The organism is Roseibium sp. AS2, assembly GCF_038900065.1.
Taxonomy (GTDB): domain Bacteria; phylum Pseudomonadota; class Alphaproteobacteria; order Rhizobiales; family Stappiaceae; genus Roseibium.
In genome coordinates this window covers 292692-311993 of sequence record NZ_JBBMQN010000005.1, presented here as the reverse complement: position 1 = coordinate 311993, position 19302 = coordinate 292692, and the positions used below count along the sequence as shown (strand labels likewise).

The window sequence follows — 19302 nt, the reverse complement described above, 5'->3', positions numbered from 1 at the left end:
TCCGTTCGGGCAGTAGCGCAGCCTGGTAGCGCACTTCACTGGGGGTGAAGGGGTCGTCGGTTCAAATCCGGCCTGCCCGACCATTCTGGACGATTGAGACAATCGTCAGTTTTATTCTTCCTGCACATTTTTCTTCCTGCACCATGAAACCTTGATTTCACACTGCGGCTGTCACGCGACAGGCGCCGCAGGGTCGATCCTGGCGGCAGGAAGCTGTAGCGCCGAATTCATGTTTGGAAAATTTTTAGAAACCGCGCCTGAACAATCAGGCCCCGGTCTTCAGCCCCGGTCAAAAAAGATGGATTTGCGGATGATTGCGTGAACGCCCCAGTTGCCGTCGACGACCTGGGTGACGCCGAAGTCGACCCCCGCGCTCATCACCATAATGGCCTCATCTTCCATAAGCCCGTGGGTGCTCATCAGGAACCGGCGGGTCTTGCGGAAGGCATCCTTCATGGCAAGGTCGAGCGAGGACTTGGCATAGACCTCGCCCTGTCCCTTGACGCCGAATTCGGCAAGATAGTTCGGATGACTAAAACCGGTCAGCACCCACTCTTCGGGTGTTTCGATCAACGGATAGGTGAGGTCGGAAAAAATCCCGCCCTTCTTGTGCAGGATCACCGTCAGCCGACCGGTCATGGAGCATTCGATGGCCGTGCCGGCAACCTCCCCGTCCCCTTGCGAGGCATGGGGATCGCCGATGGAAAGCAGGGCGCCCGGCACGGAGACCGGCAGATAGACCGATGCTCCCTTGCCGAGGCGCCAGTTGTCGATGTTGCCGCCGAAATAGGCCGGCGGCACGCTGTCGACCAGATCGGCCTCACGCGGCGCGACCGCAATGACCCCGAAATGGGGCCGAAGCGGAATGCGAACTCCGGAAAGCACTGGCGACAGCCTTTCGATCGTAGCCGGATCTACCGGCACACCCGGGTAGTCATAGGTCTTGTGGATGACACCGAAAGGATCCTTCTGCGGTGTCCAGCGATAGGCGTAATGCGCCCTGGCAAAACCGCCGCCATCGCCATCGGGAAAGATTTCATAGACAAAAACGTTTTCCCGGGGCTTTGGCTCCTGCAGCAATTCGCCGTACTGATACCCCCACCAGGCAGCGACGGAACTGCCGAAATAGCGTCCCTCGAAATCGGGATTGCCGCTCGGACGCGGCACCATGTCGTCGATACGCACTTCCAGTACGTCGCCCGGCTCGGCTCCGTTCACATAGATCGGCCCTGTGCAGACATGCACGCCGAAACCCTCTCCTGCCCCGCGGCCGTAGACCGAGGCATCGATCGGCCCGGCGCCGCGCCGGTCAACGTTCTTCTTTTCCGCATTCCAGAAAAAGACGTCTTCAGCGGCAGCATCGCCCTTGATGAAGAGCTCTGGATCGTCGGAGGAGTGCTGGGTCAGCGTTTCCACCTCGACAGTGTCTCCGGAAGAGATTTCCAGGACCGGGCGCACCGACCGGCCGAAATAACCCCAGTGCACCGTCTTCGAATTTGCCGGCAGGACATGATGCGTTCCGTCTGTGTCCGGCATTTCGGCAAGCTCGATGTCGTCAAACTGTGCTCCGCCGACGGCACTGCGCTTCCTGGTCTTGCGGTCGGTCAGTGCCTTCACCGGCCAGCCGCGCTGCTCTGTATTGGAGATTTCCAACAGGCTCTTCAGGTGATTGGTCCGGAAGGCACCGGGCGGAAAGCCGAAACGCTCCTTGAAGAGCCGGTTGAAATTCGCTGCATCGGTAAAGCCGCAGTTGTAGGCCACCTCGGAAATGGGAATGCGCGACTCGTCCGGCGCGACCAGTGCCATGCGCGCATGCTGCAACCGGCGCTCCCTGAGATAGTGGGTAAAGCTCTCGCCGTTCTGCTCGAAAAGCTTCTGCAGATAGCGCTCGGAAATACCTTCCTGCCGGGCGATCTTGCTGGCGGAGAGTTCCGGCTCCGCGAACCTGCGTTCGATGGCGAGCGTCAGCCTGCTGAACAATGCGGCCTGGCTGGAATTCACACTTGTATCGGCTGCCGACGAGGACGCCGAGATGACAACCGTCAGGTACAGATCGGCAATCACCTGTTCAACGGATTGCCATTCAAGGTCGCTCAGCCTTTCGAGTTCCGATGCCGCGGCCCGCAGAGACTGAAGAAAAACGTTGCCGACCCCTCTTGCGGTGACCGGCATCGGTGAGACAAGCGGAGACAGGCCGAAACGCTGGCCGTGCAGCGCGGCCTCCGAAAGAGAGAAGACGGCAAGGTTTGTGTTCTGATCAAGGACAACTTCCCAGGCCCTGTCGGCCGGAAGCATCACGCCCTCACCCGGCCCGACCGTAAAACCGCCCGTTTCCGCCGTCACTTCGAAAGTTTCATCGAGCGACATCAGGACGAGAGGCAACCGGCCCTTGCGCGACATCGGTTTCAGGATTTGCGCGGCTGCGGTCAGCTTGCCGAGCAGCACGCCGTCCGCCTGCCCGAGAATGAGCGCAGCTGCGAAATGATCGAAGTCCGCTTCTGGCGAGTCCGAGCCAAGACTGAGGGCGGCAAGCACGTCCTGCCAGGCATGGCCTCGCGTATCGAGCGGATAGGATTCGCTGATGAACTGCCTGATATTCATTCCCTGATCCAAGGTGCCGGCCGGCACCTCTGAGGAACCAGCCATTTTATATTGCACCTGCGAAGGAAGGAATAACAGCCCCTTTCTCAATAGCACTTAAAGACGCTTTTCCGGAGGCTCCCGTGAACACCCCAGTTCGCATCGACCACTTGGGTGATGCCGAAGTCCGCCGCCACCGACATGAGAGAGATCGCCTCGTCCTCGGTAAGGCCATGTACCGTCATCAGAAACCGGCGCAATTTCCGGAACGCATCGCGCATGGCGTTGTCCAGGCTCGAGCTCTTGAGAATTTCGGACTGAGAATCAGGGCCGAGTTCGGCAAGGTAATTGGTGACGCTGAAACCGTACACGGACCAGATGTCGTCATTTTCCAGAAGCGGGTGATCGAGCCCTTCCATCACGGTACCCGGCAGATCCGCCTTCTTGTGAAGAATGAATTCGAATTCGCCGGTCAACGAAATCTCGATGGCCGTGCCGCTGAGCTCGCTGTCACCCTGGGAGGCATGCGCATCGCCGACCGAGAAGAGCGCGCCCTGCACCGCAACCGGATAGAACATCCGTGCGCCCTTCGCGATCCGCCAGTCGTCCATGTTGCCGCCCGTATAGCTCGGTGGAATGGTGCTGACGAAATCGGCTTCCGCCGGGGCGACACCCATGGTGCCGAAATGAAGCCTGGCCGGGACTTTTACACCGGAGAGGATGCCTTCCTTCTTCGTGATCGTGTTGTGGTCGACCCTGACGCCGGGATAATCGATGGTCGGATGAACGATACCGTCCGGATCCGTCTGCGGCGTCCAGAGATAGGAGTAGAGCGCGGAGACCGTGGGCGGCTCGCTCATGTCCAGTTCATAGATCGTCACCACCTCGCGCGGCTTTGGCTCCTCCAGGTAGTCGTTGTACTGGAACCCCCAGTTGGCCGACGGGTTGGAACCGAAGAACCGTCCCTTGTACGCCGTGCTGGCGCTAGCACGTGGATAGGCATCTATGATGCGCACCTCGAGCACGTCCCCGGGTTCAGCGCCCTCGATCGCGACAGGACCGGTGAGGAGATGGACGCCGAGACCTTCGCCGGAGCCGTGCTGATACGGTCCGTCTTCCGGGCCTGCCCCGCGGCGCTTGATCGTCTTTTCCTCGGCAGTCCAGAGAAAGATCTCTTCGGCCGCCGTATCCCCTGCGATCATGCGGGCGTGATCGTCATTGGCATGATGGGTGATCGTTTCGATCGTGACCCGGTCGCCGGACTTGATGGTCAGTTGCGGTTCGAGTGTTTTGCTGAAATAGCCCCAGTGAACGGTGTCAGCGGTAGCAGGTAGAGTATGATGGGTCATCAGGGTCTCCGATCGTCAGGGTATGTTTTTCTTACAGGCTTCGCGGACGCGGCCTGACTGGTGTGCTGTCGACGCCGCCGACCAGGCGGCTCTGGTCTCAGCCAACGAGTTCCGGGTCTTCCTTCATGATCTGCAGGAACTGGCGGGTGCGGCTATTGGAAGGCTCGCTGAGCATCTTTTCGGCGGGGCCCTGTTCGACGATCGCCCCGTCCGCGAGGAAGATCGCCCGGTCGGCAACGTCCTTCGCAAAGCTGATCTGGTGTGTCGAAATGAGCATTGTGAGCCCGTCCTCGACGGCCAACCGCCGGATGACCTCCAGCACTTCGCTGACGAGTTCCGGGTCAAGCGCCGACGTCGGCTCGTCGAGCAGCAGCACCGCCGGATTGGGCGCGAGCGCCCGGGCGATTGCCACCCGCTGCTGCTGGCCGCCGGACATGTGCCGCGGCAGCGCATCCGCCCGGTGGGTCAGTCCGACCCGTTCCAGAAGCTCGTCCGCCCTGCGCCCGGCTTCCCTGGGCGAAGCTTTCTGCACCCAGCGCAGGGGACCGGCGATGTTCTCGCGGGCACTGAGATGACCGAAGAGATTGAAGTTCTGGAACACCATGCCCACACCGACGGCGGCACGGGCGTTGGCGATGGCCGCCGGTGTGAGCTTCAGTCCGTTTTCGTCGACGCCAAGCTGACGCCCGAGCACGCGGATCGTCCCGCTGTCCCAGGACTCCAGACGGTTGATGCAGCGCAGCAGCGTGCTCTTGCCCGATCCGCTCGGTCCGAGAAGCGCCACGACCTCGCCAAGGCGAACGGTCAGGTCGAGACCGTCCAGCACCTTGCGACCGTCGTAGCTCTTGATCAGGTTTTCGATTTCGACAGCTGGCCGATTGGCCGAAATTGCCTGCGCACGCTTGCGCCTGTCGAGAGGCGCCATCGCCTTGCCCGAGGCGGGCGGCAGCGGCACTGCTGCGGTGTCCGCGCCCCCGGCGGGCTCCGCCTCCACTGGAAGCGGTGCGCGATACCAGGGCAGAAGCCGCGCGAACCGCGCCTTTGGGTCCGGGTGATCCAGATCCAGCATGATCTCCACGATAATCTGGATGATCGCGATGCTGCCCGCGAGAACCAGATACATCAGCCCGGAGGCGAAGAAGATCGAGAAGAAATCGAAGGTCGCCGAAGCAAGCTGCGTGCTGCGCAGGGTCAGTTCCTGAACGGAGACGACCGAGGCGAGTGAAGAGTTCTTGAGCGCGCTGACGGCCTCGTTGCCGAGCGCGGGCACCATGGTGCGGAACGCCTGGGGCGCGACGATGCGGATCATGGTAACTATCGGCGTCATGCCGAGAGCCTGGCCGGCGCTTGCCTGCCCGCGCTCCACGGCAATGATGTTCGCGCGGATGATCTCGGCGATGAAGGGCGCCTCGTTGAGCGCCAGCGCAAGACTTGCCGCTTCCAGAGCCGTCAGCTTGATGCCAATCATCGGCAGCGCATTGTAGCAGAAGATCATCTGAAGGATCAGCGGCGTCCCCCGGAAGATCACCGCATAAATACGCGCGAAAACGGAAAGTGCCCGAAATCGGCTCAATTGCATCGCGGCCAGGGCGATCCCCAGGAAGCCGCCGCCGATCAAGCCGAAAAAAGTGATCAGGACCGTGTAGACGATCCCGGTCATCAGATAGGGTTGGGTGAGGTAGTGAAGGAAGAGATCCATAAAAGCCTGCGCCTGTTTCCGGATTGTCGGAGCGGTCCGGAAAGGCTGCGCCCGGACCGCTCTTTCGCGAAGTTGGAACCCTATTCGGCAAGCACCAGCTTCGGCGTTTCCAGCTGATCTTCCGGCAGGTTCCACTTCTTCATCAGTTCGACCTGGAGACCGGATTTCTGGATTTCTGTCAGGGCCGCCATCACCGCATCGCGGAATTCGACATCGTTGCGTGGAACGGCGATGCCGACGGAGTAAGGCAGGGTGACCGCCGTCGCCTTTTCAAGCTGGTCCGGATAGGCCTTCACGGCACCGTCAACGGTGTTCACGTCGTTCACATAGGTGTCCGCGCGTCCCGACAGGATCGCCTGGATGCAGTTGGCGTTGTTTTCGTAAAGCTGGATTTCCGGAGCCGGCTTGCCGAGTTTCTCGCATTCCGCCGCAAGCGCCTCGATGAGCGGCACTTCCACATAGCCGGTGTTTTCGGCTGCGATCGCGCCGCACATGGTGGTGTTGATACCGTCGATGCCCTTCGGGTTGCCCTTGGCGACCAGAACGCCGTCGAAGACCTTCAGATAAGTAATGAAGTCGGCAGCCTTCGCCCGATCGACCGTGGCGTAGATGTCCGAGATCACGATATCGGCCTGACCGGCCTGCAGCGTGGTGAGCAGGGCCGCGAAGGTGACCGCCTTGTAGGTCAGATCGAAACCGAGGCAATCGCCGATGGCTTCGCCCAGGTCGATGTCGAAGCCGATGTATTTGGTCGGATCGTTCGGATCAATCGACTCATAGCCTGGTGTATGCGGGTTTACCGCATTGACCAGGGTCTTACCCTTCAGGTCCGGATATTTGGCCTGCAGATCCGCGCAGGCGGCAGGGATCGCGGTTTCGGCCTGCGCCGAAGCCGTTGCGGTCAGAATCGAACCGGCGAAAGCGGTTGCGATCATGGTCACCGCGAAGAAGGCGCCTGCACTCGATCTGGCCAGCGAATGTGTGCGTGTTGTCCCGGTAATCTTCATTTATCGCTCCGTTAGCTGGGTGAAAAGCTGTTGTCTGGAATTGACAACCGGAGCTTAAAGACAGTTCTGAATATCTGCGTTGTCGGCAGCCGCACTTTTTATTGTAATATATTGTCGGAAAACTGAGGAAATTACTATAAATGATCAAATATTACACATTTCATGCATAATAAATGGCCATATGATTGTTTTTTAGCTCTACTCGATATTCACTTTAACCTTGAGATCTTGGGACAGCATCAAACCGTGACAGGTCCAAAGCCCATTGGCATTTGAAGCCAGGGCCGCTTAAATGAGAACTCGGGGCGGAATCAAGCCGTGACAGGACCACAGGGCTCCGGTCTATTTTACCGATATGCAGGTACATTGGGCACGACTGAACACCTCCTGGGAAATACTGCCGAAAGTGGAGCTGTCGGACGGGGTGACACCGCGGGCGCCCATGACAATGGTGCCGGCTTCGATCTCTTCCTGCATCTTGAGAATCTCATCCGCAGGCTTTCCGCTCACGATCGGCAACAATTCAAACGCCACTCCCTGGGCTCTGGCCTTGTCCCCGAAGTGATCGAGAATTATCTGGCCGATCTTGTACAGAACCTTGTCGGGAGCCGGACCCATGTTCGCGGACATCGCCTTGTTCAGGACTTGTTGCAACGGTTTTTCAAACTGACTGGAAATATCCAGCGCCATCAGGCCACTGGCATCCTTGCCCCGCAGCAAGGAGTGAAGAATATACAGGCGTCCCTGATACTTCGCGGTCAGATCCGAAGCAATCTTGAGGGCTTTCATCGAGTGGATGGAACCGTCCACCGGCAACAGGATTTTCTGCATGTTGTGTCGAGTGACCTTGGAAATTGACGGATAACACGAGGGACAATTGACCTGCCACCGACCGATATCCAGCGGCGACTTGAGTCCGGCTGGAATTTACGCCGGTTGGCGCTGGTTGAGCAAGCGCCCGATCCGCCGAGCTGTGCCCGACGGTCGACCAGGGTCGCCGGCAAAGCCCAGCCTGGAAGTCCTTCGGGCGGCACTGCGCGTCCTGTTCGATTCCGGCCGTCCCGTCCTTTATGTTCCCAAGGCTTCGGCCCCGGAGACGACCGGCCAGCGAATCATGATCGCCTGGAACGCCCGCCGGGAAGCCGCCCGTGCGGTGAGCGATGCCCTGCCGTTTCTGAAAAAGGCACAGGAGATCGATCTCCTTGTCGTGGATCCGGTGGTCGGCGAGGAGGATCACGGCCAGGAACCGGGCAGCGACATGGCACTGATCCTGTCCCGGCATGGACTGAAGCTTACCGTCAGAACCGTCGCCTCCGAAGGAAAGCCGGTTTCGGAGGTTTTGCTCGGGACGGCCCGGGATCTCAAGAGCGACCTGATCGTCATGGGCGCCTACGGGCATTCCAGGCTCCGCCAGAACATCCTGGGGGGCACGACGTCGGAAATGCTCGAGAACAGCGACGTTCCCCTGCTGCTGTCGCGCTGACAGGCCGGGCGTGCGGGATGCCGTGTTTTTATGCCGCCCCGCGCTGGAGGGGTCGCCGATACCTGGAAGGCCCCGCTGTTCTAGCGGCCTCACCGCCAATGGCGGGAAGGAGGACGTGACGAGCAGGCGGGCGGCTGTTTTGTGTTCCGGGACCGGAAAACCCTAGGCGTCTTTCGGCTTTGCATGTGGTGTCGGCTCCACCATTGCCGGGGATCGCTGGCTGGAAACGATTCATCGAGGGCTTCGTCGAGCAGGTCTTCCTGATGTTTCCGGTCCTGCTTCGACATGTCGTTGCTCTTCAGGCTTTTTCCCGTATCTTTCGTATCTTGCGCCATTTCTCGTCTCCACAAACCGGGTCGCTCGTTGTGGAGTTGGGATCACGTCCAGACCGCCGGTGCTTTGATCGGCGTCAACATGCAGATACCAGCGCACCTGTGTGACCCGGGTCGTCGAGACATCGAGGGTCTTGGTGAAGAAGGCCGCGTGGCAGAGTGGACTGCGGAGACAGCCGCCCTGTCCGCCGAGGCGTTCAGGCTGCCTCGCGCTTCGCCCGCTGGACCCGGCCGACGAAATCCGACAGGAAGGCAATTTCCTTCAGATAGACTTCCATGGAGAGCGAGGCGAGTTCCATCAGCAACGCCTGCGGATCCGGATTGTCGAATCCGGTCTCGCACAGAAAAACCTGATACTCTTCAGAAAATGCCTTCGGCACACGCATTGCGGTCTCATGTCCTTCGGGGCACGCATCCAGCGGGGCACAGTCGGCACCGCCTTCAGAAACAGTCAGGTTTTCACGCGCCGCGCGATATCGTCAGTTCTGCCATTTCCTCACTATCCCCAGGCCCTGTCCTCAAAGCCGGGGGAACCTTGAATAATTGCAGACACCGGTTGCCGGGAACCGATTTTTGCCTTGCAACCGGCAGGTCAAATCCTTGACCCTGCCAAGAATCACAAGTTTATCCGATGATGCACCGCCCCAAGAGTCCCTCATGAGCCCGTCCACAGACCTTTCCTTCACCCCGCTTTCAGACGACTTCGCCAAGGACCCCTATCGCTATTACGCAGCGCTGCGTGACCGGGAGGGGCTGACATGGTTCGAGGAATTCGATGTCTGGCTGGCCGCCCGGTACGACGATGTGTCGGAGATTGTCCTGCACGACAGCATGGTGCGCTCCATGGACCAGATTGCCGACGCGGACGAGATCGCAGCTCAGAAACGGGCCCAGAACTGGAACGACATGCCGCACCATTCCCGGTTCGTGCAATTCTCCCTGCTGGACAGCGACGGCCCGGTCCATGACCGGTTGCGCAAGCAGGTGTTCAGGCTGTTCACGCCGGTGATGGTCGGCAGGCTCCGGGACGGCATCCAGGCCTATGTCGACGGCCTGTTCGATCGCCTGGCCGAGCGAACGGAGATCGATTTCACCGGGGACCTGGCGGCCCACGTGCCCGGTCACATCATCGGCCGTGTGCTTGGGGTGCCGGACGAGGACTGCCCGAAACTGCGGGTCTGGTCGGAAAACATCGTCCAGTATTTCGACATCGACCGCTCCGATGCGCGCAAGGCGCTGGCCGAGCAGAACACGACCGAGTTCTATCACTATCTTCTGGAGCTGAAAGCGGCGCGCGCGGTGGATCCGCGCGATGACCTGCTGTCGCTGATGATCGAGGCGGAACGGACAGGTCAGATGAGCCACGACGAGTTCATCTCCACCGCCATGCTGATCCTGATGGCGGGACACGGTTCGACCATCGACGTGCTCGGCAGCGGCCTGCATGCCTTGTTGATGTTTCCAGGGGAGATGCAACGCCTGCGCGACGACCCCGGCCTGATGAAGACGGCGGTGCAGGAGATGTTCCGCTTCGAGGCGCCCCTGCCCTTTTTCCACCGCTACTGCACCGAGAATGTCGAGATCGGCGGGCAATCCTTCGAGCGCGGCACCAAGTTCGGCGTTCTTTACGGAGCCGCCAACCGGGACCCCGCGCAGTTTCCCGGCGCCGACCGTTTCGATGCCGGCCGGACGCCCAACCGGCACATTGCCTTCGGCCGCGGCGCCCATTTCTGCCTCGGCAACCATCTTGCCCGGCTCGACATGGACATCATCTTCACGACGCTGCTGAAACGGTTCAGGTCCATCGAGCTGGCGGAACCGGAGGTGCGCTACAAACGCGGACTTTCGGTCCGTGGGCCGCAGGCGCTTCGAATTCGCTGGCAGGCCTCCTGAACATGCTTGCCGTGGTCCCGGCGCACCGGTATTCCTGTCTCAAGTCTCTCCAGTCCGGATATCATCATGCGCCTCACCCTGGCATTCGCGTCCTTCCTTGCCCTGGCACCTGTTTGTGCAGGCTTTGCGCAAGCGGCCGATCCCGGCCCACGGCCCGCCTGGCTGGTCAGCCAGATGGAAGACGGGCCGCTGAAGGACCGGCTCGCGGCCTGTATCGGCCAACCGGTCAGACCCACGCTGTTTTCCATCAGCCACCGGGGCGCGCCGCTGCAATTTCCCGAGCACACGGAGGAAGGCTACCGTGCGGCCAGCCTGATGGGCGCAGGCATCGTGGAATGCGACGTCACCTTCACCAGGGACAAGGAACTGGTCTGCAGGCATTCCCAGAACGACCTGCACACGACGACCGATATCCTGGTGACGGATCTGGTCGGCAAATGCACGCAGGGCTTTACTCCGGCCAAGGGCGACACCCCGGCCTCCGCCGAGTGCCGGACCTCGGACCTGAGCCTGAAGGAATTCAGGTCATTGCGCGGCAAGATGGATGGCGCCGACACGTCCGCTCAGTCCGCACAGGCCTATCTCCACGGCACCGCGCCGTGGCGTACCGAGCTTTATGCCGGAACGGGCACGCTGATGACCCATGCGGAGTCGATTGCTCTGTTCAGGAAGCTCGGTGTGAAGTTCATGCCGGAACTGAAAGCGCCGAAGGTCGCGATGCCGTTCGAGGGCTATTCTCAAGCCGATTATGCCCAGGCCCTGATCGACGATTACAAGGCCGCCGGCGTTCCGCCGGAAGACGTCTACCCGCAGTCCTTCAGCCTCGACGATGTGCTTTACTGGATCGGGAACGAACCGGAATTCGGCAGACAGGCTGTGTTCCTCGACGCACGCCGCGACCTGGACCCGGCCGACCCGGAGACATTCTCCCCGTCGATGGAAGAGCTGAAGACGATGGGCGTCAACTATATCGCCCCGCCCCTGTTCGTTCTGCTCACCCTTGAAGACGGCCGGATCGTTCCGTCAGCCTATGCGCGCGCCGCAAAGGCCGCCGATCTCGAAATCATTACCTGGACGCTGGAGCGGTCGGGTCCGCTGACATCCGGCGGTGGCTGGTACTATCAGAGCATCAGTGAGGCCATCGATGGCGACGGCAGGATGCTGGAGGTCGTTGACGTTCTGGCCCGCGACGTCGGTGTCCGGGGCATATTCTCGGACTGGCCGGCGACGACGAGTTTCTATGCGTCCTGCATGGGTCTGGAGTGACATGCACCGGTCCGGCATTGAAGATGCTGCGCGGATGCTGTGCCAAAACCCAGGGCCAAAACCGTGATGTGTTCCGGGACTTGCTACACATGACCGGAACAATGGGTCCGGCCAAAGGCTGCATGCCGCTTCAGCGTGCCTGATCAAGTGCGCGCTTGCACTCAAGCAATTCAAACAGGGTGGCCTGAAGGCGGCGGATATCTTCCTTCGTGACGGTGGACGCTGCCGCGGGTCCGTTCGGCGCCGGCTTTTCGCCGCGCAACCGGCCGAGGATATTGAAACTGCCTGGCTGGGCATGTTCCGCCGCGTCCAGTGTCTCCTCCGCCAGCACACCACTCGGAAGCGTTTCCTGCTGGCCGTTCGACACCGGATGCGCCGCGGCGGCCTGCTCGCGCGTGCCTGCAACAGAAGTCATTTCGGAAGGGTCTGTCCGGGAAGCGACGGCCGGCACCGAAGGGACGGGTTCGTGCCGGATCTGCATGACGAAGCGCGGCCCCTGCTCTTTCAGGATGCGCTGGACGCCCTTGATGGTGTAGCCCTCGCCATAGAGAAGATGGCGAATTCCCTTGAGCAATTCGACGTCATCGGGCCGGTAATAGCGTCGTCCTCCGCCCCGCTTGAGCGGTTTGATCTGGGAAAATCTGGTTTCCCAGAAGCGCAGAACATGCTGCGGCAGGTCCAGGTCTTCAGCGACTTCGCTTATGGTGCGAAAGGCGTCGGGGCTTTTGTCCTGCGAGCTCATCCGGTCTTGTTATTTGCTGGTCTGACCCGTCAGCGCATCATTGATCCGCTGCTTTAAAACGTTGGATGGCTTGAACACCATCACCCGGCGCGGTGAAATAGGCACTTCCTCGCCGGTCTTCGGATTGCGGCCGATACGCTCCCCCTTGGAGCGGACCACAAATGAACCGAAGCTTGACAATTTTACCGATTCTCCGGTCACAAGACAGTCGGAAATTTCAGAAAGTACACGTTCGACCAATTCGGACGATTCCGTACGCGAGAGGCCCACCTTCTGATAGACGGCTTCACACAGGTCCGCCCGGGTAATAGTCCGATTGCCCATAACCCCTCCTCGAGGACGCCAGCGATCTGGCTGATTTTGCAAGAGAACTCCAATGCAATACCACACGGTACGGCCTTGAGGCGGGTCGGTCAACCGGAACTAGATGCCGTCATACGAATTGTGGTGCACCGGCGGAAAGGAACCTTACCAGCGCAGAAGCATCGAGCCCCAGGTAAACCCTCCGCCCATGGCCTCGAGCATCAGGAGGTCGTTCCTCTTGACGCGCCCGTCCCTGACGGCCACATCCAGAGCCAGGGGAATGGAGGCTGCGGAGGTGTTGCCGTGCCACTGAACCGTGGTCACGACCTTTTCCGGAGCGATGCCGAGTTTCCTGGCGCTCGCATCGATGATGCGCTTGTTCGCCTGGTGCGGAATGAACCAGTCGAGGTCGTCCGATGTCAGGCCCGTGGCCTTGTAGGCGTCCTCGATGACATCCGTGATCATGCCGACCGCATGCTTGAAGACCTCGCGGCCTTCCATGCGCAGGTGACCGACGGTCTGCGTCGTGGACGGTCCGCCATCCACATAGAGCTTGTCCTTGTGGCGGCCGTCGGAGCGCAGGTGCGACGTCAGCACCCCCCGGTCCGCATTGGTGCCGTCGCCTTCGGATGCTTCCACCACCACGGCTCCGGCGCCGTCGCCGAACAGGACGCAGGTGGTCCGATCGGTCCAGTCAAGAATACGCGAAAAGGTTTCCGCACCGATCACGAGGCAGCGCCTGGACAGGCCGGCCCGGATATAGGCGTCGGCTGTAGTCAGTGCATAGACGAAGCCCGAGCACACGGCATGCACGTCAAAGGCGGCACCGTGATAGATGCCCAGCCGCGACTGCACCGTCACCGCCGTTGCCGGAAAGGTGTTGTCGGGCGTCGCCGTTGCCAGAATGATCGTGTCGATGTCCTGAGCGTCCCGGCCGGCACTTTCCAGTGCCCTGCGAGCGGCCTCCAGAGCCAGATCGGACGTCACCTCGCCGTCGGCAGCGACGTGGCGCTGCGTGATGCCGGTGCGCTGGACGATCCATTCGTCGGTCGTGTCGACCGATTTCGCCAGGTCTTCGTTGGTCAGGATTTTTTCCGGAAGATAGCTCCCGCAGCCAGTCACTGTTGAACGGATTACGCTCACAAATCACCTTCCGATGTCGGCGGGGCTTCAGCGAAGCGGCCACGATGGTAATGAACAAGATCCTGGGCGATCTTGTGGGTCAGTTCGTTCTTGACCATGTCGTAGGCAAGATCGATGGCCGAGGCATAGCCTTCGGCATCGGTGCCGCCATGGCTCTTGATGACAATGCCGTTCAGTCCCAGGAACACGCCGCCATTGACCTTGCGCGGATCCATTTTCTCGCGCAGCAGATCGAAGGCCCCCTTGGCGAAGAGATAGCCGATTTTCGACATAAAGGTGCGATTCATCGCGGAACGCAAGTAACTGCCGATCTGCTTGGCTGTCCCCTCTGCGGTCTTCAGGGCGATGTTGCCGGCGAAACCTTCGGTCACGACCACATCAACCGTGCCCTTGCCCAGGTCGTCGCCTTCCACGAATCCGGCATAGCGAAGCGAGCGCAGCGGCGTTTCGCGCAGAAGCCGGCCGGCCGTGCGGACCTCTTCCAGTCCCTTGACTTCCTCGACACCGATATTGAGCAGGCCGACGCTCGGGCGCTGAACGCCGAACAGGGCGCGCGCCATGGCGCCACCGAGAATGGCGAAATCGATCAGTTGCTGCGCATCCGCGCCGATTGTGGCGCCCACGTCCAGAACGACGGATTCGCCGCGCATGGTCGGCCAGATGGCGGCGATGGCAGGCCGGTCAATATTGGCCATGGTGCGCAGGCAGAATTTCGACATGGCCATCATCGCGCCGGTGTTGCCGGCCGAGACGGCGACGGATGCATCCCCCGTCTTCACCGCCTCGATCGAGCGCCACATGCTCGAACGCCAGCGGCCCTGGCGCAAGGCCTGGCTTGGCTTGGTATCCATCGCAATGGAGACTTCGCAATGATGGAAGGTCGAGGCATCGCGGACGCGCGGATACTGCTCCAGAAGAGGCTTGATGACGTTCTCGTTGCCGAACAGAAGAAAGCGGATATCCGGATGGCGGACAAGCGCGATTTCCGCCCCGGGAATGACGACCTCAGCCCCGTTGTCGCCGCCCATGGCATCCAGAGAAATCGGAATGGTTTTCGCCATCTAGAATGTCTTTTGTGGTTTGACTACCAGGAACAGCACCGATCGGAGCCTCCAAAATTGTGCTGCCCGCTCAGCACAAGCCCAGGCTGGAGTGCCAAGAACGGGCGCGAACATAACGCTTTTGGCAGGGCTGACAACCGTTTTCCTGAACGGACACGGTTCTGACGTTGAAAACCCGCTCCCCGGCCCCGTGTGTCGGGGATAAACGGCCCGCAGCACATCTCATTTCCCTTTGACGGGTTTTTCCTTGAGGGCCTGCAGCGCGGCAAATGGCGAGGGCTTGTCTTCCGGCGTTTCGGCCGCCTCCCCCTGGGTGCCGCCGCTGACACCAGCGCTTTCCTCGAACGCCACTCCCGGCTTGCGCGGAAAGGGGTCGAGCGCAAGGGCCAGTTCTTCGCAGATGACCGCCCCCAGATCCAGAACGCCGTCGAGAATGACATCAGGCGGATCGAGCGTTTCCAGATCGATCTCGATCTCTCCGTCGTCATTGAGATCCCTGATCTTGCGCGGCCGGCTTGAATGCGGTTCGAACGTCCGGTCGACAGCTATCTCCAGGCGGCTTTCGAAGGGTTCGAGCGTCACGACACAGGTCTGCCGGATGTCGGCCGTCACCGGTCCGACAACCCTGAGACCGGCCTTCCTGTAGGGCTTCAGGAGGAAATCGGTCACGAGATCGTCGACGCCGACAAGATTGAAGGCGTCGGCGATCGCCTTGCGACCGTCCGCATCGGGCGCGACCGTGACCTGACCATCCTTGTCGACGACCGAGACCGCATTGATCTTGTAGGAATAGGGGAACGTGTCTGCTGTCATTGCTCTTGTTGTCCTTGGGGCCGTTTTGCGGCCAATTCTAGATCAGACTTCCAACGCCTTGAAAAGCTCCGGGTCGGGCCAGGCGACCGGCCCTGCCATGAGGGTCTCGACCGATTGTGCACCCAGTCTGGCCGCCGCGCTCAGCATATAGTGCGCCAGGCGCATCTGTGCGACCGGTTCGGGCGTGTCGGGGTAGATGTTGCGTCCCAGGGCGTCCGCGAGTTGCGCGGCGTCACCGGCCTCGATTGCCGGAATGTAGGCATCCGCGCGGCCATAAAAGGCTTCGCCCATGACCTTGACCTTCTTTGGAACACGCGTGTCGCTGACGCCCAGTTCACGAAGGGACCCGTCCATGTCATTGAAGAAGATATCGAACACGGCCTGCGAAAACTCCGAGACTTCCGCGCCCTCCCCGCGCATTCTGCGGAAAAAGAGCACGGCATGGAGCACGATCAGGTCGAACCTGCCATCGATGGTGTCGGGCACAAGAAAGTCCGTGTAAAAGACAGGCTGCCGCGCTTGAGCCACGATTTCACAATAAATCTTGTGCTCGGCATCGCGGGACCGGCGGCGGAACAGGCCAAAGAACATGGCGTCTCCTTCAAAGTCAGGTGTTGCCTTGCGCCCTATCCCACGATAGTGACTCTGCGAAGCAATGACATTCAAAAGCAGTCAGTCCGGCAAAAGCAGTCAGTCCGGTCTGGCGTAACGGGAATTCTTAGATGAACTTCAAGGCAAGCGCCCTGATCCTTCCGCTTCTGGTCACGCTACCGCTCGGCGGCTGTTTTACCTCTACCTATACTCATGGCCATGTCATTACCAGTGACATGTTGAACCAGGTGCAGGTGGGCTCCAGCCGGGAACAGGTGGAACTGGTCCTCGGCTCGCCCTCAACGACATCGAGCCTTGCGGGCGATGCCTATTACTACATCTCCCAGAAGACGGCGACCACGGCCTTCATGGCACCCAGCATCGTCGAGCAACGGGTCGTTGCGGTCTATTTCGACGATGACGGGTTCGTCAAGGACATGGGCAACTATTCCCTGCAGGACGGCAAGATCGTGGACATCGTCAGCCGCAAGACCCGGACGGGCGGTGCGGATTACGGTTTCCTGACGCAGATCCTGAAAGGCGCGGCAAGCCCGAGCCTCGGCCTTTAACAGCCATCCCCGCAATACGGTGCCCGGCAGACTGCATCACAGCGCCGGCACCTCAAATTGAAACACCCCCGGTCCTGATGGTCCGGGGGTGTTTCTTTTTACCGGGTCGCTTCGGAGCACCGGCCCGATCTCAGTCGATCGGGTCCGGTCCTTTGGTCCGCGTCAATGCGCCAGGATCGCCAGCAGCAGCAGGGCGACGATGTTGGTGATCTTGATCATCGGGTTCACCGCCGGACCGGCCGTGTCCTTGTAGGGATCTCCGACCGTGTCACCGGTGACCGAGGCCTTGTGGGCCTCGCTGCCTTTATGGTGAACAACACCGTCCTTGTCGGTGAAGCCGTCCTCGAAGGACTTCTTGGCGTTGTCCCAGGCACCACCGCCCGCGGTCATGGAGATGGCCACGAACAGTCCCGTGACGATCACACCGAGCAACATCGCCCCGAGCGCCGCGAACGCATCCGCCGGAGTGGCGACAGCGCGCACCACGTAGAACACGAAGATCGGCGACAGGACCGGCAGCAGCGACGGCACGATCATCTCGCGAATCGCGGCCTTCGTCAGCATGTCCACCGCCCGGCCGTAATCCGGCCGCTCGGTGCCCTCCATGATACCGGGCTTCTCCTTGAACTGGCGGCGGACTTCCTCCACCACCGCCCCGGCGGCCCGGCCGACCGCGGTCATGGAGATGCCGCCGAACAGATAGGGAAGAAGACCGCCGAACAGCAGGCCCGCCACCACGTAGGGGTTGGACAGCGAGAACAGGGTCTCCACATTGATGCCGAAGAAGATCGAGCCTTCCGTCGCCGTACTGGAGAAGTGTTTCAGATCCTCCGTGTAGGCGGCGAAAAGCACCAGGGCACCAAGGCCCGCGGAACCGATGGCGTAGCCCTTGGTCACGGCCTTGGTGGTGTTGCCGACCGCGTCCAGCGCGTCCGTGGTGCTGCGCACCTCGGCCGGCAGGTCGGCCATTTCGGCAATGCCGCCGGCGTTGTCCGTCACCGGGCCGAAGGCATCGAGCGCGACCACCATGCCCGCCAGCGCCAGCATCGTGGTGACGGCGATGGCAATGCCGAACAGGCCGGCAAAGGCATGGGTGACCAGGATCCCGGTGATGATGATGATCGCCGGCAGGGCCGTTGCCTCCAGGGACACGGCCAGACCCTGGATCACGTTGGTGCCGTGACCGGTCACGGAAGCCTGGGCAATGGATCTCACCGGACGGTATTCCGTCCCGGTGTAATACTCCGTCACCCAGATGATCAGACCGGTAACCACCAGTCCAACCAGGCCGCAGACGAACAGGTCGAAGCCGGTGAACGTGACGTTGCCGGATGTGGTGAACTGGGTATCGGCACCGATCCAGCCGAATATGATCACACCCAGCGCGACCGCGGACAGGACCGACGTTGCGATGAAGCCCTTGTAGAGCGCGCCCATGATCGAGTTGTTGCTGCCCAGCTTGACGAAGAACGTGCCGATAATGGACGTGACCACACAGCTTGCCCCGATCAGGAGCGGCAGCATCATCAGGTCGATGGCCTGCGATCCGGTAAAGAAGATCGACGCCAGAACCATGGTCGCGACCACCGTCACCGCATAGGTTTCGAACAGGTCGGCCGCCATGCCGGCGCAGTCGCCGACATTGTCGCCCACGTTGTCGGCAATGGTGGCCGGGTTGCGCGGATCGTCCTCCGGAATGCCGGCTTCCACCTTGCCGACGAGATCGCCGCCGACATCGGCCCCCTTGGTGAAGATACCGCCGCCGAGGCGGGCGAAGATGGAAATGAGCGAGGCACCGAAGCCCAGGGCAACCAACGCGTCAATCACCGTCCGGTCCGTGGGGGCGAAGCCCATCATACGGGTCAGGAGCGTGTAGTAGACAGCCACGCCGAGAAGCGCCAGTCCGGCAACCAGAAGGCCCGTGACCGCGCCCGACTTGAACGCGATTTCCAGTCCTGCGCCAAGGCTTTGGCTGGCCGCCTGGGCGGTGCGGACATTGGCCCGGACGGAAACCATCATGCCGATATAGCCGGCGGCCCCCGAAAGGATCGCGCCGATCGCGAAGCCGATGGCCGCAGGCCCGCCCAGCAGCAGCCAGGCAATCACGAAAACAACGGCGCCGACGATGGCGATGGTTGTGTACTGACGGTTGAGATAGGCGCGGGCGCCTTCCTGGATTGCCTCGGCAATCTCCTGCATGCGCGCGTTTCCGGCGTCCGCCGCCATGACGGACTGGATGGCCCACGCGCCATAGGCGAGAGACAGTAGGCCACAAATGATGACGACAAGCTCGATCATGCTTCCTCCCAAAGGTGTGGCGGACTGATTTTCTTGTCGTTTTTCCGCCTGACTGGCCTCCACCCCAATTCCCCGGCGTGAAGGAAGCACACGATAGCAGCAATTCGGAGCGCTTCGTCAAGCTCTCACATTGTTTAATTTCATAGTTCCGCTGCGGTATTTTTTGATGCAGT

General features: G+C 61.0%; 17 protein-coding genes and 1 tRNA gene. 5 read left to right on the top strand and 13 right to left on the bottom strand.

Going from position 1 to position 19302, the window contains the following annotated elements; all coding sequences use genetic code 11:
- The first annotated feature begins 6 nt into the window (after positions 1-6).
- Positions 7-83 (top strand) — tRNA-Pro (locus WNZ15_RS16565).
- 196 nt (positions 84-279) lie between these two features.
- Here the strand turns inward: WNZ15_RS16565 and WNZ15_RS16560 are convergent.
- The 5 genes from WNZ15_RS16560 to WNZ15_RS16540 all read right to left on the bottom strand — a co-directional run bounded on the left by WNZ15_RS16560 (position 280) and on the right by WNZ15_RS16540 (position 7466).
- Positions 280-2601 carry an acetamidase/formamidase family protein gene (locus tag WNZ15_RS16560; RefSeq protein WP_342894100.1) on the bottom strand — a complete coding sequence of 774 codons (2322 nt, stop codon included), beginning with the start codon at positions 2599-2601 and terminating at the stop codon, positions 280-282.
- Between the two features lie 86 nt (positions 2602-2687).
- Entirely contained in the window at positions 2688-3929 is a 1242-nt protein-coding gene (locus WNZ15_RS16555; protein WP_342894099.1) for an acetamidase/formamidase family protein, read from the bottom strand.
- 97 nt (positions 3930-4026) lie between these two features.
- Entirely contained in the window at positions 4027-5628 is a 1602-nt protein-coding gene (locus WNZ15_RS16550; RefSeq protein ID WP_342894098.1) for an ABC transporter permease subunit, read from the bottom strand.
- A gap of 80 nt (positions 5629-5708) precedes the next feature.
- Complete coding sequence (locus WNZ15_RS16545; RefSeq protein WP_342894372.1) at positions 5709-6563, bottom strand: ABC transporter substrate-binding protein; 855 nt, start codon at positions 6561-6563, stop codon at positions 5709-5711.
- A 414-nt stretch (positions 6564-6977) separates the two neighbouring features.
- Positions 6978-7466 (bottom strand): universal stress protein, encoded by a 489-nt coding sequence (locus tag WNZ15_RS16540; protein ID WP_342894097.1) that lies wholly within the window; start codon positions 7464-7466, stop codon positions 6978-6980.
- 283 nt (positions 7467-7749) lie between these two features.
- On the opposite strand from WNZ15_RS16540, the gene WNZ15_RS16535 reads away from it, so the two are divergent.
- Entirely contained in the window at positions 7750-8118 is a 369-nt protein-coding gene (locus tag WNZ15_RS16535) for a universal stress protein (RefSeq protein ID WP_342894096.1), read from the top strand.
- Between the two features lie 529 nt (positions 8119-8647).
- Here the strand turns inward: WNZ15_RS16535 and WNZ15_RS16530 are convergent.
- Positions 8648-8836 (bottom strand): hypothetical protein, encoded by a 189-nt coding sequence (locus WNZ15_RS16530; RefSeq protein WP_342894095.1) that lies wholly within the window; start codon positions 8834-8836, stop codon positions 8648-8650.
- 271 nt (positions 8837-9107) lie between these two features.
- Here WNZ15_RS16530 and WNZ15_RS16525 point away from each other — a divergent pair, with 271 nt between their 5' ends.
- Both WNZ15_RS16525 and WNZ15_RS16520 read left to right on the top strand, forming a co-directional pair.
- Positions 9108-10343, top strand: a complete 1236-nt coding sequence (locus WNZ15_RS16525) for a cytochrome P450 (RefSeq protein ID WP_342894094.1) — start codon at positions 9108-9110, stop codon at positions 10341-10343.
- 66 nt (positions 10344-10409) lie between these two features.
- Entirely contained in the window at positions 10410-11609 is a 1200-nt protein-coding gene (locus WNZ15_RS16520; RefSeq protein ID WP_342894093.1) for a glycerophosphodiester phosphodiesterase family protein, read from the top strand.
- A gap of 130 nt (positions 11610-11739) precedes the next feature.
- Here the strand turns inward: WNZ15_RS16520 and WNZ15_RS16515 are convergent, their stop codons facing one another.
- From WNZ15_RS16515 to WNZ15_RS16490, 6 genes are all read right to left on the bottom strand, one after another.
- Complete coding sequence (locus WNZ15_RS16515) at positions 11740-12351, bottom strand: MerR family transcriptional regulator (protein WP_342894092.1); 612 nt, start codon at positions 12349-12351, stop codon at positions 11740-11742.
- 9 nt (positions 12352-12360) lie between these two features.
- Positions 12361-12675, bottom strand: coding sequence for an integration host factor subunit alpha (locus tag WNZ15_RS16510; RefSeq protein ID WP_342894371.1), 315 nt, complete (start codon positions 12673-12675; stop codon positions 12361-12363).
- 144 nt (positions 12676-12819) lie between these two features.
- Entirely contained in the window at positions 12820-13797 is a 978-nt protein-coding gene (locus WNZ15_RS16505) for a beta-ketoacyl-ACP synthase III (RefSeq protein ID WP_342894091.1), read from the bottom strand.
- Complete coding sequence (gene plsX, locus WNZ15_RS16500; RefSeq protein ID WP_342894090.1) at positions 13794-14858, bottom strand: phosphate acyltransferase PlsX; 1065 nt, start codon at positions 14856-14858, stop codon at positions 13794-13796. Before plsX ends, WNZ15_RS16505 begins: the two co-directional genes overlap by 4 nt.
- A 222-nt stretch (positions 14859-15080) precedes the next feature.
- The gene (locus WNZ15_RS16495; protein WP_342894089.1) at positions 15081-15671 is read right to left on the bottom strand and encodes a DUF177 domain-containing protein; all 591 of its coding nucleotides are present in this window, start codon (positions 15669-15671) and stop codon (positions 15081-15083) included.
- Between the two features lie 42 nt (positions 15672-15713).
- Positions 15714-16262: a ubiquinol-cytochrome C chaperone family protein gene (locus WNZ15_RS16490; RefSeq protein ID WP_342894088.1), complete on the bottom strand. Its 549-nt coding sequence runs from the start codon at positions 16260-16262 to the stop codon at positions 15714-15716.
- A gap of 131 nt (positions 16263-16393) precedes the next feature.
- On the opposite strand from WNZ15_RS16490, the gene WNZ15_RS16485 reads away from it, so the two are divergent.
- On the top strand, positions 16394-16831 hold the full coding sequence (locus WNZ15_RS16485) for an outer membrane protein assembly factor BamE (RefSeq protein ID WP_342894087.1): 438 nt from the start codon (positions 16394-16396) through the stop codon (positions 16829-16831).
- 162 nt (positions 16832-16993) lie between these two features.
- Here WNZ15_RS16485 and WNZ15_RS16480 read toward each other — a convergent pair whose 3' ends face one another.
- Complete coding sequence (locus tag WNZ15_RS16480; protein ID WP_342894086.1) at positions 16994-19129, bottom strand: sodium-translocating pyrophosphatase; 2136 nt, start codon at positions 19127-19129, stop codon at positions 16994-16996.
- Between the last annotated feature and the right edge of the window lie 173 nt (positions 19130-19302).